The sequence below is a fragment of the Exiguobacterium sp. EA-TM-5 genome, from assembly GCF_053878415.1.
In genome coordinates this window covers 930248-942671 of record NZ_CM132670.1, presented here as the reverse complement: position 1 = coordinate 942671, position 12424 = coordinate 930248, and the positions used below count along the sequence as shown (strand labels likewise).

Annotated in this window: 12 protein-coding genes; 4 read left to right on the top strand and 8 right to left on the bottom strand. The window is 42.2% G+C overall.

Going from position 1 to position 12424, the window contains the following annotated elements; translation table 11 throughout:
• Nucleotides 1–359: 359 nt before the first annotated feature.
• Nucleotides 360–1253, top strand: a complete 894-nt coding sequence (locus tag ACV3PA_RS04940; RefSeq protein ID WP_035396046.1) for a helix-turn-helix domain-containing protein — start codon at nucleotides 360–362, stop codon at nucleotides 1251–1253.
• Here ACV3PA_RS04940 and ACV3PA_RS04935 read toward each other — a convergent pair whose 3' ends face one another.
• On the bottom strand, nucleotides 1254–1757 hold the full coding sequence (locus tag ACV3PA_RS04935; protein WP_456125766.1) for a hypothetical protein: 504 nt from the start codon (nucleotides 1755–1757) through the stop codon (nucleotides 1254–1256). It lies immediately after the preceding gene.
• Between the two features lie 289 nt (nucleotides 1758–2046).
• Nucleotides 2047–2220, bottom strand: a complete 174-nt coding sequence (locus ACV3PA_RS04930; RefSeq protein ID WP_456125765.1) for a hypothetical protein — start codon at nucleotides 2218–2220, stop codon at nucleotides 2047–2049.
• Between the two features lie 77 nt (nucleotides 2221–2297).
• Here ACV3PA_RS04930 and ACV3PA_RS04925 point away from each other — a divergent pair, with 77 nt between their 5' ends.
• A complete protein-coding gene (locus ACV3PA_RS04925) occupies nucleotides 2298–2879 on the top strand; it encodes an LOG family protein (RefSeq protein ID WP_456125764.1) in 582 nt (193 codons plus the stop codon).
• 158 nt (nucleotides 2880–3037) lie between these two features.
• Here ACV3PA_RS04925 and ACV3PA_RS04920 read toward each other — a convergent pair whose 3' ends face one another.
• Both ACV3PA_RS04920 and ACV3PA_RS04915 read right to left on the bottom strand, forming a co-directional pair.
• Nucleotides 3038–3991, bottom strand: a complete 954-nt coding sequence (locus tag ACV3PA_RS04920) for an ABC transporter ATP-binding protein (protein ID WP_053454330.1) — start codon at nucleotides 3989–3991, stop codon at nucleotides 3038–3040.
• Between the two features lie 15 nt (nucleotides 3992–4006).
• Entirely contained in the window at nucleotides 4007–4816 is an 810-nt protein-coding gene (locus ACV3PA_RS04915) for an ABC transporter permease (protein WP_023469416.1), read from the bottom strand.
• Between the two features lie 786 nt (nucleotides 4817–5602).
• On the opposite strand from ACV3PA_RS04915, the gene ACV3PA_RS04910 reads away from it, so the two are divergent.
• A complete protein-coding gene (locus ACV3PA_RS04910) occupies nucleotides 5603–7726 on the top strand; it encodes a 5'-nucleotidase C-terminal domain-containing protein (RefSeq protein ID WP_456125763.1) in 2124 nt (707 codons plus the stop codon).
• 45 nt (nucleotides 7727–7771) lie between these two features.
• Here the strand turns inward: ACV3PA_RS04910 and ACV3PA_RS04905 are convergent, their stop codons facing one another.
• From ACV3PA_RS04905 to ACV3PA_RS04890, 4 genes are all read right to left on the bottom strand, one after another.
• A complete protein-coding gene (locus ACV3PA_RS04905) occupies nucleotides 7772–9130 on the bottom strand; it encodes an ankyrin repeat domain-containing protein (RefSeq protein ID WP_456125762.1) in 1359 nt (452 codons plus the stop codon).
• Between the two features lie 167 nt (nucleotides 9131–9297).
• Nucleotides 9298–10317: a Delta(5) desaturase DesA gene (locus tag ACV3PA_RS04900; RefSeq protein ID WP_053454334.1), complete on the bottom strand. Its 1020-nt coding sequence runs from the start codon at nucleotides 10315–10317 to the stop codon at nucleotides 9298–9300.
• Nucleotides 10314–10487: a hypothetical protein gene (locus tag ACV3PA_RS04895; protein WP_456125761.1), complete on the bottom strand. Its 174-nt coding sequence runs from the start codon at nucleotides 10485–10487 to the stop codon at nucleotides 10314–10316. The genes ACV3PA_RS04900 and ACV3PA_RS04895 overlap by 4 nt, the downstream gene beginning before the upstream one ends.
• An 83-nt stretch (nucleotides 10488–10570) precedes the next feature.
• Entirely contained in the window at nucleotides 10571–11272 is a 702-nt protein-coding gene (locus ACV3PA_RS04890) for a tyrosine-protein phosphatase (protein WP_456125760.1), read from the bottom strand.
• 103 nt (nucleotides 11273–11375) lie between these two features.
• Here ACV3PA_RS04890 and ACV3PA_RS04885 point away from each other — a divergent pair, with 103 nt between their 5' ends.
• Nucleotides 11376–12359 carry a hypothetical protein gene (locus ACV3PA_RS04885; protein ID WP_456125759.1) on the top strand — a complete coding sequence of 328 codons (984 nt, stop codon included), beginning with the start codon at nucleotides 11376–11378 and terminating at the stop codon, nucleotides 12357–12359.
• Nucleotides 12360–12424 lie beyond the last annotated feature (65 nt).

Genomic DNA, 12424 nt, shown 5'->3' with positions numbered 1-12424 from the left:
TTCTGATGAAAATCATGCAAAAAGGACTTCATCCCACATACGAATGAAGTCCTTTGAATGATTCAAGCAGTCTTGTTTCTATCTTTCTTAGACTTAGCAATGGTTTGATCCATTTCCCGATGAGCCAAGGGGGCGACTGAGACGGTAGCAGCATTGAGACACCAAGCGCAAGAAGTCATGTTACGTCGCGTTTCTTTTAAGATGAGTGTCATGGGTGTACCCCTTTCTGAATCAAATACGGCGGGCGATGAAACATTGATATGAAATCAAGTAAATCTATGGTATCCCTTTGCAATCACTTCTATAATAGAAATGGATACTGAGTAACAGTTCAATTTTCATGAAAGGACGAGGATCCAATGGATCATTTCACGTCACCGCAAATTGGTTTGGCGTTACGCCGTCTGCGAAAAAAACATAATCTAACGCAAAAGGATTTAGCAAACGGTATCTGCAGTCAAGCAGAAATCAGTAAGATTGAGAGTGGCACACATTCCCCAACAATCGAATTGTTATATGCGCTATCCCGAAGGTTACAAGTTCCAATTTCTGCGTTTCTAGATCCCAATCGTCAACAAGATTCATTAAAGACGATCGATGAAGACTTACTACATCGTTTTAGAAATCAAGACTTTGAGTCGATCTATAAAGAGAGTCAAAAGATTTTAGAGCAACATGATTCTTCTTTTGAGTTTGTACTATTGTACAAATACTACTATTACCTTTGTTCGTATCGGCTTCAAAAAATTGATTATCGAACCTGTATCGTTGAGCTTCAAAATTTATCAGCAGATTATCTAACTTCTCATTATTCACCCAGTATGCTGATTCGTATTAAGTCAGCTATCGCGAATCTATACTCTGAAAATAAAAGTTATCAGCATAGTATTAATGTTTATGAGGAAATCCTCAAATTAAATTTTGATAGCGATGATTTAGTAACAGAAAAAATTAGAATCACCTATAATTTTTCTAAAATTTTATTAGATTTCTCTAAATATGAACAAGCTCTGCAATTGATTGATGAAGCAATTGAAGAAAGCCTTAATTTTAAAGACATGTCGGTATTAGGACAGTTATACGCTCAAAAGGGAGATTGCCTTGAGAAGTTGGGCGCGACTAAAGAACAAATTATTGGTGCGTATGACAAAGCGTATTTTTTGTTCGAACTACTCAACATGAATCAGTATAAAAAAATCATTTCTTCTATTCGAAGTGATTTTTTAAAAAACATTGTTAGTCAAAATAGTTAATTATGCTCGTGTTGTAGAATATTCAAGTGGAATACGTTCGATCGCTACGTCACGTTTGACTGAGTACTCAAGTGGGATACGTTCGATCGCTACGTCACGTTTGACTGAGTACTCAAGTGGGATACGCTCGATTGCTACGTCACGTTTAACCGAATATTCAAGTGGGATACGTTCGATTGCTACATCACGTTTGACCGAATATTCAAGTGGGATACGCTCGATTGCTACATCACGTTTGACCGAATATTCAAGTGGAATACGTTCGATTGCTACATCACGTTTAACCGAATATTCAAGTGGAATACGTTCGATTGCTACGTCACGTTTAACCGAATATTCAAGTGGAATACGTTCGATTGCTACGTCACGTTTAACCGAATATTCAAGTGGAATACGTTCGATTGCTATGTCTTTATGTCCAATTTGATTTGCAGCACTGACACCGAAAGTAGCAGTCAATGATAAAGCAGCAATTGCTAAACCTAGTTTCTTTTTCAAGTTCATATAAATAACCTCCTAATTTTTTTCGTCTGGCTTTGTAACAACATCATATATCCTTAGACCCCCTCTAAATATTCGAATACGAATATTTATGTTATTTTACACATTATTCATTATAACCATTACTTTTGACACGTATCATATGTCCTGAATACTGTTCTTTTTTTACAAACTATCCATCAAAGTATTGAATTTGTGTATGAAAATAGATTCTTTTGAATATTCCATCGCTTTATTTTTTCAAATCTAAATAAAAATGCTCGCTCAACTCATATGAGTCGAACGAGCATTTTTATTTAGATGATTGTCGCAACGCAATGACATAAAATATTCCGAGTATTAGAATCAATCCTAGTAATATTGAACTAATCGTCGTTCGAGTCGATGTATCGGGCATCCATATCCCAAGTCCTAAATTGATTGCTGCGATGATTAGGACGAGCCAAACAATTGTACGTGGTCGCATATCAAGCTCCTTTCTGGTCTACCCTGCCGTCCGATCACCGAATATGCTATGGTGAAGATAACGAAGGAGGTTCTTTCATGAATAGACTTGCTGTATTTTGTGGTTCTAAAGATGGTGCCGATCCACTCTTTCGAGAGGCGGCAGGAAAACTCGGTCGAGCGCTCGCCGCGCGCAGCATCGGACTTGTTTATGGAGGATCACGCGTTGGAACGATGGGCGCAGTCGCAGATGCTACGCTCGCTGCTAAAGGTCAAGCAATCGGTGTTCTTCCCCACTTTCTTCAGGAAAAAGAACTTGCGCATCCTGGACTAACCGAACTGCATCTCGTCCACTCGATGCATGAGCGAAAAGCCAAAATGTCAGAGCTCTCTGACGGATTCATCATTCTCCCAGGTGGTCCTGGAACGATGGAGGAATTTTTTGAAGTTTTCACTTGGGCACAGCTTGGACTTCATGAAAAGCCATGTGGTGTACTGAACATTGATGGCTACTATGATGCCTTGATTTCCCTATTCGATACGATGGAACGTCAAGGATTTTTGATTCCAGAACACCGATCCATGTTGATCGTCGAATCAGATGCTGAACGTCTTTTAGAACGTTTTTCAACGTATGAAGCACCACGCGTCAAAACCTATATGGATCGTTCACAAACCTGATGAAAGCGGAGTCCAAGACTCCGTTTTTTTTGATTACATTTCTTGAGTTGCGATGATTCCTTCTTTTTCCACTCACTTTAGCATTCTTCATTCCTTTTACTAATTCCTACTTACATAATGCAAAAAGCCAGATACCGATTGGTACCTGGCGCAGAGAATCAAAAGAAATTTAAGATAGCGTCGCTTAAATTCGCCAAAGATGGCGTCTCATCAACGACCATTAAGCTTCCTGCTGCAAGTACAAGAATACCTAGCGCAGATAAGATCAATGCCGGATGTTTGATGTTTTCATCTGAATCCGTGTTTTGTTTCCCGGAACGAGCATTAGCAGCTTGTGCTTTTAAACGGTCACGCCGAAATTGATGTTGCTCCTCTTTCGACCATTTTTTATATTCCGCAAGAAACTTTTTGTATTCCGGTAAGACATCTTTCGTTGTTCCGTCGAGTCGTACTTGACCATATTCGAGCCAAATGACGCGTTCACAAAAACTCTTGATTTGTGATAACGAGTGGCTGACGAAGATAATCGTCTTGCCTTCATCCTTAAACTCGTTCATCTTATCAATACAACGATTATAGAAGGTTTGGTCACCAACGGATAAGGCTTCATCAACAATTAGAATATCTGCGTCGACATTGACGGCAATCGCAAATCCGAGTCGAGATTTCATCCCACTCGAATACTTCTTGATTGGCTGATCGATGAAATCTCCGATATCAGCGAAATCGATGATTCCTGGCATCCGACGCTCGATTTCCGCGTCATCCATCCCAAGCATGAGACACTTCAAGCGAATGTTCTCTCGCCCTGTCAGGACATTCTTTAATCCTTGTGAGACAGCGATGATCGCGACTTCACCATTGATGGCGACGTCTCCTTCGTTTGCATAGATGATTCCTGAAATCAAGTTCGAAAGTGTGGATTTACCGGAACCGTTAATTCCAACGAGTCCAACGACTTCACCCGAGCCGATTTCAAGCGAGATATCTCGCAGTGCAGTAAATGTTTTAACGCTCTTGCTTTGATTCTTGAACAAGAGCTTGAATTTTTCTTTTGTAGTCGTAACCATGTCGAAGCGTTTCGTGACATGGTCGAGTTTAATCATAGACATGGCGATTTCCTTCCCTTAGACGAGCTCAGTGAATGATTTACGGAATTTGATATGCAAGAATGTTCCAGCTGTGAACAACAAGAGCGTGACACTCCAGAAGTATAATCCAGTTGGCCATTCCTGCCAGACCCAATGGCCACCAAGCAAACTTGCCCGGTATCCCTCGACGAGATAGTAGACCGGATTTAGGCGAAGGACACCATGCAGAGCATCTGGGAATCGCTCGATATTCCAAAGAATCGGTGTCATATAAAAGAGCATCCGCATCATCGATTGTAAGAAGAGCTGAATATCTTTAACGAGCGTGATGAGCGTTGAGAAACAAAGTGAAAATGCGTAGACGAAAATATACGTCGCAATCATGTAGTAAGGTAACTGAAGTAGTTTCCATGTAATCGGAATCCCATTTGCGAGGATGACGATGAATACGATCACAAGCATTGCGAAGTGTTGATACATCCGTGACAAAATAACGTACGACGGAATGGCACTCATCGGGAAACGCATCTTCGTCACCATCGCAAGTCGACTATTGATCGAGTTCGATCCACGTAATAAAGCATCGTTGATAAAGAACCAAACGACGATCCCGCAAAGAAGCCATACGATGAATGGAATGTTCCCATCCACATTTTCATTCCCTCGCAGACCGACACCAAAGACGAACCAGTAGATGAAAATTTGGAGACCCGGATTGAGGAGCTCCCATAAGAGACCAAGGCGTTGTTCTGCGTGCGCGGACTTAATTTCATATCGCGCGAGCCGGCGAATCAAAGGAAAGTTTTCAACCTGTTCCCGGATGATACTTTTCATTTCTTTCAACATAAGTGTAAGTTCCTTCCGATTTCATGGTGCATGTATTTGTAATTCAATGAATTCTGGATCAAATTCAAACAAAAAACGGGTTCTGTCCGCGATTCCTCAAACGAACATTCCTCCGATCGACATGATGTATCATGTCTAATTATCCATCCCCCCTCGTTTATCTTTCAATTGTGTATACACGAAGTACACTTAATCAATTCTAGCCATCCGTAAAAAGCGTGTCAACGTATAGCGTGAACCGACACCAAACTGTAGCTTTCCTACTAAACAAATAAGAATCGACAAGTGATACTTGTCGATTCTTCACTAAGATTAAGTATGGGTAAAATAGGGGAACTCAATTGTCGTTGGTGGAGAGGCCAGCCCCCAAATAATCAAGAAGCCCATTACACAAAGAATTCCTACAAGTAGACTACCGCGCAGCTTTTCATTCATTTAAACTCTCCACCTCCCCATCACATGTGTTTTATATAATAAATTATACAATATCTTGAAAATGATGACTATGGTATTATCTCAAAATGAGGGCAATATGTATGCTTCCTTCATAAATTACGTTTCCTTTGGTTGAATAAAAAGATATAATGTAAGCGCAATCATTTTCTGTCTTTTTTACTTTAAAGAAGAAAGCAAACGACTTGCTGGGGTTGTATTGTCGTCGGACCTAAGAATTTACGCATTTTACAAAAGGTTCATGACACGATTGTCCGTTAAGCATTTATAGTAGAAGAAGAGGTCATCGATCGCTAGTCGACCTCATACTATCTCGAGGGAGGATTTTTATTTATGTACAAATCAAAACCGCTTTACGCGGCAGCTGTAGCTGTCGCATTGACGACATCGGCAATCGTGCCGGCTGCACAAACGACCGTATCTGCTGCAACTCATGTCAAAGTCAAGACGGTCAAATTGAAGTCACTCACTTTCACTAAAGGTGAACCCGTTAAGCTTCCAGCTACATATAAGGGAGAAAAAATTTCATGGGGTGCATATAACAAGCACATCTTCAATCGCTACCAAACGGTTCATGGCACATATGGTAAGAAAAAGCTCCCAATCGAAGTAAAAATTCACGTCGAAAACTATGTCATCAAAATCATCGAATCCGTAAAGGAACAAGTGATTTCAGTCGATCAAAAACCAGACCTTCCAAAAAAACTAGCTGTTCTTTACGCAAACGGTAAAGTCTACGATAAAGAAATCAAATGGAGCAAAGTCGATACAAGTGAGTCAGGTACTTACTACGCGACAGGTAGCTTAACGCATAAAGGTAAAACAGTCACAACAAAAGCAAAAATCATCGTCCGTGACATCAATACAGATGATTTCAGCCTCGCATTACTCCATACGAACGATACACACGCTTCGCTTGATCTTGCACCAAAGCGCGCAACTGCTATTAAAGAACGCCGTGCCGCTTACCGTGCAGAAGGTACACCATCGCTTCTTCTTGATGCAGGTGACGTCTTCTCTGGATCACTTTACTTCAATGAGTTCAAAGGACAAGCCGATCTTAAACTCATGAACTACATGAAATATGACATGATGACGTTCGGTAACCATGAGTTTGATCTAGGTGCTAAAGATCAAGGTGCTGCTTTGCAAGCCTTCGTTGCTGGCGCTGACTTCCCATTCATCACAGCAAACGTTGATTTCAGTAAAAATCCGCTCTTCAATGGCATGCAAAAGAAAACAATCACGTCTGGTCCGGAAGATGGACGGATCTACCAAGGTGTCATCAAAAAAATCAACGGTGAAGAAGTTGGTTTCTTCGGCTTAACGACAGAAGAGACAGTCGACATTTCAAGTCCAGGAACGGTTGCTTTCTCGAACTATATCAAGAGTGCTCAAGCGACGGTTGATAAGTTCAAAGCACGCGGTATCAATAAAATCGTTGCGTTGACGCATATCGGTTACGATGATAATCCTGCAGTCGATAATGATCAATTACTCGCTCAAAATATTGATGGAATTGACGTCATCGTCGGTGGTCATACACATTCTAAGCTTCTTCAACCGACTTATGTACCTGTTGATCCAGAAGTCAATCCAAAGAAAACAGAACCAACAATTATCGTTCAAGCGTATCAATATAGCGAGTTCCTTGGAGATGTCAATATGACATTCGACTACAAAGGAAAGCTTAAATCATATAAGGGATCACTACTTGATGTAAAAGCACAGCTTCCGGATGCAGGTGCTGCTGAAATCTTGAAGCCTTACGCTGACAAAATTTCAGCTATCAAAAATCAAGAAATTGGTGTAGAAGTATTGACAGCACTCCCTAACTTACGGACAAACCCAGATAATCCAATTAGTGTACGTAACTCAGAAACAGCTCTTGGTAACTTAATTACAGACGGCATGCTTGCAAAAGCAAAAACATTAAATCCTGATACCGTCATCGCTGTTCAAAACAGTGGTGGAATTCGTGCTGCTATCGATGCAGGTCCACTGACAACTGGCGAAATCTTAACAACATTACCATTCGGTAATACGCTTGCGACGGTTAAATTATCAGGAGCAGAATTAAAACAATTGTTCGAAAGCAGTGTTGGATTATTCCCACTTGAAAACGGTGGTTTCTTACAAGTTTCTGGTATGAAGCTCGAATACGATGGCTCAAAAGCAAAAGGTGAGCGTGTCACGAAGATGACAATCACGAAGGATGGCGGAGTGGAAGAAGTCGTTGATCCAGCGAAAATGTACGTTGTTGCAACAAATGCTTTCTCTGCGACAGGAGCCGATGGCTTAACAGCATTTAAAACAGCTTATGATGATGGTCGTTTCACAGACCTCGGTCTCTCTGACTGGGAAACGTTCCGCGACTACGCGATTTCTAAGAAAACAATCGATTACAAAATTGAAGGACGTATCCTTAACGTGGATCCAGCTCTTCAAGGTAAATAAGTTCACAAAAAATGCTCCTCCCCGACCGGGGAAGGAGCATTTTTCTTATAATGTTTGAGACGTATGTTGCTTTAACAATCGAATGATATCATCTAATTCATATTGTTGCGCCAACATCAAAGGCGTCAAACCATCCTTATTCTTAATCGAGACGTCTGCCCCTTGTTCTAGCAATACTTTCACGGTTTGAACGCCTTCCCCTTCCACCGCATGATGTAAAGGCGTGTACTTTTGATCATCGAGCTGATTGATCTTTTCACCGTTCTTTAAATACAATTCTACTAATTCATTATTGTTACTATATACTGCTGTGATGAACGGACGTTCTCCAAAGTCATTGATCGCGTCCACATCACTCCCCTGCTTAAGTAACGTATCAAAGATTTCCTTTAGTCCTTCACTTGACTTCCGATACCCTAAATAGTGAAGTGCTGTATCACCATCTGCATCCACGGCTTTCATATCTCCGTCTGGTAACTCCTTTTGGACTTCTTCTAACGTGCCTTTTTGAATGGCAGCCATCAATTTCGTTTCCTGCAATCCATTCGCCTTTGATTCATCCGATGAGGTGACGACAGCTTTTGCGGTTTCATTTGACAATGAAACGTTCTGGACACTCCAGCCAATCAAAACGAATGCTACTATACTCGATGCTACCAACAAAAAACGAACAGCACGTTGCCCAGTAGGGGTCTCGCGTGACATCCAGCCTAATTCAATCAATCGTCTGTCTGTCGTCGGTGTCGCGTAGACCATTTCGCTAACAACTTCAGCTAGCGTGATCTGCCTCTTTTCAGCTAAATATGCTGTTACATCGATTTCATTGATCAATTGGTGCCGTCCGTTTTCTTTTAGAATACCCTGCATGACACTATCTGGGTCTTCTACAAGATGCATGGCTTGACGATCCCGGTACAAAAATACAGCTCGCAAATAAGCCGGTCTTAGAAATGGAATCCAACTGCCTAATAATAATGCGAATCGTTTTTCCTCGTCATTGTGTTTCAGACGAAGCAACTCCCGAACTCGTTCGAACTCATTTCGCTCTCTCATGGCTTTCTCTGGTAAGAAAAACACGTTCGTTCGGAACAAACTTACTCCTCTAATAGGCGATACATTGTCTCCGACGATGTAGATGCGTGGTGTCTTTAAATTCAAACGTTCCGATAACGCCGCGATATCATGATACAGTTCCGGAAAACGATGTTCGGTTACCTCAATGCCTTCTTGTTGCAATCGGATCACCGAAGAAAAGAGTCGTAATACTTTCCAAGCAAGCCAGACGATCGTTAGCCCCATTAAGACAATGCCGAAAGCGCCCAGTTCAAAAGACAGGTAGACAAGCGCCCCTACTGTCGCAATCGCATTTAAAAACAGCAGCCAGAAGTATATTTTCCCTTTCATGCCAGTCCTCCTCTCTGCACATATCTTCTCTTTATTCTTTAGTTTAGAATAACATTTCCAAATTTGTCGTGCCTATATTTTTCCATTCCTTACTCTTTTATCGGTCAAGTTTATGTGAATTCAACGAAAAAAGCACCTCATCTTAAAAAAGATAAAGTGCTGCAAGCTCAAAGTGATGATGGTTTCGGTTCACGCAGGAGATGCTTAATATCCTGGAATGTGACGAACGTCTTATTTTTAGCATCGTACAGTTTATAACGTAAGGATTTTAAGCTAGAGAACAAGCCGATTGTCGTCGCCTTTTGAAGTGGTGGCGTCGAGACGTGTGCCTTCTCTAGATGATAGTTCGGTACACGTGGACTCAGGTGATGGACATGATGGAAACCGATGTTTCCTGTCACCCACTGCAATACTTTAGGGAGTTCGTAATACGAACTGCCTTCAATCGCAGCCTTGACGTAATCCCATTCGCTTTCATCTTCAAAATAAGAATCTTCGAATGTATGCTGGACATAAAACAACCAGATACCAAGTACGCCTGCTGTAAACATCGTTGTCCCTTGGATGATCAAGAATGCTTGCCAGCCAATCCAGTAAATCAAGAGACCGTATAAAACGATCAGTGATACGTTAATCAGATATGTGTTAAGACGCTCTTTCTTCCGTGCGTCTTTCCGGTTAAAACGACTTGTCACCAAAATCAAGAGCAACGGACCTAGCCCGAACATGACAAGTGGGTTCCGGTAGAGGCGATATTTCAATCGCGTCCATTTCGATGACTCGATGTATTCTTCGATCGTCATTACCCAGATGTCACCGACGCCTCGCTTGTCCAAGTTACCACTTGAAGCGTGATGAATCGCATGTTCTCGTTTCCACTTTTCGTACGGAAATAGAGTTAGCACACCTGTGATGGTTCCTACGATCGCATTGGCTTTTTTATTTTTGAAGAACGAACCATGTGTACAATCATGGAAGATGATGAACATCCGCACGACGAATCCAGCGGCAATCATCGCGAGAGGTACTGCGAGCCAGACTGAAATGTGAAGTGCTTGATACGCCAAAAACCAAATGACGAGAAACGGCAGGATCGTATTGATCATCTGTCGAATGCTGGCCTTGATATCTGCCTTTTCAAAAGGCGAGACATGTTTGCGCAGCTGTGCGATTTTTTCTTTACTCATGTATTACTTCCTCCTCGAGTTGTTCCAGCGTTCACGACGCTAATGATGATGATGCCTAAAAAATGAAAGAATTGAGCGGCGTACGTGACGATGTCCTCGGAGATTCGAACGTAATCATGCCCGTATTGATTAATCGCTTGAATATTTTTAGTACCAAGTAATGATATCATATCACATATTGTCCTAGATTTTGATTTATTAAAAAAGTTTTTAAAAAAATAGCCTTTCCGATTGGAAAAGCTACCGTCGTGTATTAGACAATTGGCGGTGATACCAAAATCTGCTCAGCATTCCATTGTAGTCGATCGACGACACTTGCTCCACACCATTGTTCAATCTGATGATACGCCGGCATAAACCCAAGACCATCTGTTGCTTTTTTAGCATTCGATGCAATGAAATGGACCCATCCCTCTTGAAGCGCACGCTGACAAAACAGTCTCTTCTCTTCTCCATGATGACCGAGAATACTATGTGTCGCTAGTTGACAGCGCACACCCTTTTCCATCAATCGAATCAGACGTTCTGGATTTTGAAGAAGTTCCACGTTATCTTCCGGTTGTGCCAGAATCGGCAGGTATCCGTCTTCGATTAATCCCATCATGATTTCTTCCGTATAGACCGGTAATGAATCATCCGGACAATCGATTAGCAGATAGGCGGTATCCGCTAACGTCAAGACGTGACCTTGATGAACAGCATCTCGTAAACCGAGCGTTAAGCGAACTTGATGCCCAGGGTAGACTAGAACGGGAATCTGTCGCTGGGCGAGTAAAACATTCAACTCCGCTACGATCAATTGGACTTCTTCTGCTGTCGCATGCGTCGCATAAGGTGTCGCGATGATTCGGCGCACCTCTTCCGCAGCAGCACGGTGTGCCATCCGAATCGTCTCTTCGACGTGAGTCGCGCCATTGTCCGTCAACGGTAAAAGATGGTTATGAATATCGAGCACCGTCCTACCTCCTTTTCCATTCGTCGCTATAGAAAAAATGATATCATAAAACCAAACGGAAAATTCATACAAATCTTGACGTTAGAAGGAAGGAGGCCGTCCTATGCATCGTGCCTTATCCGCTTTACAATTCTATACCTCTCACACGGAAGTCGAGATCAAGCGCCTCCATGAACGAATCCTGCTGTCCTTATCTACATCTTCTTCGCTTCATGCGACCTGCCTTCACCTTACAGGTACAGCCCCCTCTCGACCGTTTCAACAAGATACAGTTCGTCCGGAAGAGTGGAAACGATTTTTAGAAGGTCATCCTAGCGAGAGTATTGCCGATTTTTATGGCTTCATCACCTCTGTTCCTTTACTCGATGAAGGAGACGAGATGCTACTCCCTCAGACGGAACAACCTCTTCAGGTGTCGAAAAAAAGATTTTTCTCCTGGCGACTCGTATTTCTCGCGCTCGCTTGCTTTTGTTTTGGTGCGCTTGCTACATGGGGGTACCAGACATGGATGAAGAAAGACGTGATCTATCATTTTGTATCAACAGAATCGAGTCCGATCTATCGCCATGCCGACTCCTCGACCGTTCTTCAATCCGCTGTATTTGGTGATGCGTTCCCTGTCCTCGATATCGTCAAGGATCGCGCGCGTATTCAGCTTCCTGATCGGACACAAGCTTATATGAAAGTGAACGACCTGTCCGAAAAAACGATCGGTTCGATGATGACGGATCAAGCATTGTTGACATGGACAAACGAATACATGGCGCTCCCGAAACAAACACAAGCGACAGATTTATTTAACGATCCCGCTACGACATGGGCGGGTCTCGGATCTCCGAAACAAAAAATCAAAACGGCTTTGGACGAAACGTGGACGTATGATTCGTTTACCGTACACCTCATCGATGATCGGGCATACGCCATCGATTGGAAGAACCCTCGTCTTTCTCAAAAAGAACTGGCGCGTCTTGGAACGTTCCAGCGGACGAATACGGCGGGACGACTGCGGTTAAGCACCCATTATCATTTACAGATCATCGAGTCCGATTCGCGTATTCAACTGATTCGTTTAACGAAACGAATGTAAAGCAAAATCCAGAAAAAACCTCTCTATTTATGCTATTATTAGATAAATAATGGAATTAATCGGAG

Bases quoted from the DNA above. Each gene is read 5' to 3' on its own strand.
- ACV3PA_RS04940 (WP_035396046.1), top strand. From the start codon at position 360: ATGGATCATTTCACGTCACCGCAAATTGGTTTGGCGTTACGCCGTCTG.
- ACV3PA_RS04935 (WP_456125766.1), bottom strand. From the start codon at position 1,757: ATGAACTTGAAAAAGAAACTAGGTTTAGCAATTGCTGCTTTATCATTG.
- ACV3PA_RS04930 (WP_456125765.1), bottom strand. From the start codon at position 2,220: ATGCGACCACGTACAATTGTTTGGCTCGTCCTAATCATCGCAGCAATC.
- ACV3PA_RS04925 (WP_456125764.1), top strand. From the start codon at position 2,298: ATGAATAGACTTGCTGTATTTTGTGGTTCTAAAGATGGTGCCGATCCA.
- ACV3PA_RS04920 (WP_053454330.1), bottom strand. From the start codon at position 3,991: ATGTCTATGATTAAACTCGACCATGTCACGAAACGCTTCGACATGGTT.
- ACV3PA_RS04915 (WP_023469416.1), bottom strand. From the start codon at position 4,816: ATGTTGAAAGAAATGAAAAGTATCATCCGGGAACAGGTTGAAAACTTT.
- ACV3PA_RS04910 (WP_456125763.1), top strand. From the start codon at position 5,603: ATGTACAAATCAAAACCGCTTTACGCGGCAGCTGTAGCTGTCGCATTG.
- ACV3PA_RS04905 (WP_456125762.1), bottom strand. From the start codon at position 9,130: ATGAAAGGGAAAATATACTTCTGGCTGCTGTTTTTAAATGCGATTGCG.
- ACV3PA_RS04900 (WP_053454334.1), bottom strand. From the start codon at position 10,317: ATGAGTAAAGAAAAAATCGCACAGCTGCGCAAACATGTCTCGCCTTTT.
- ACV3PA_RS04895 (WP_456125761.1), bottom strand. From the start codon at position 10,487: ATGATATCATTACTTGGTACTAAAAATATTCAAGCGATTAATCAATAC.
- ACV3PA_RS04885 (WP_456125759.1), top strand. From the start codon at position 11,376: ATGCATCGTGCCTTATCCGCTTTACAATTCTATACCTCTCACACGGAA.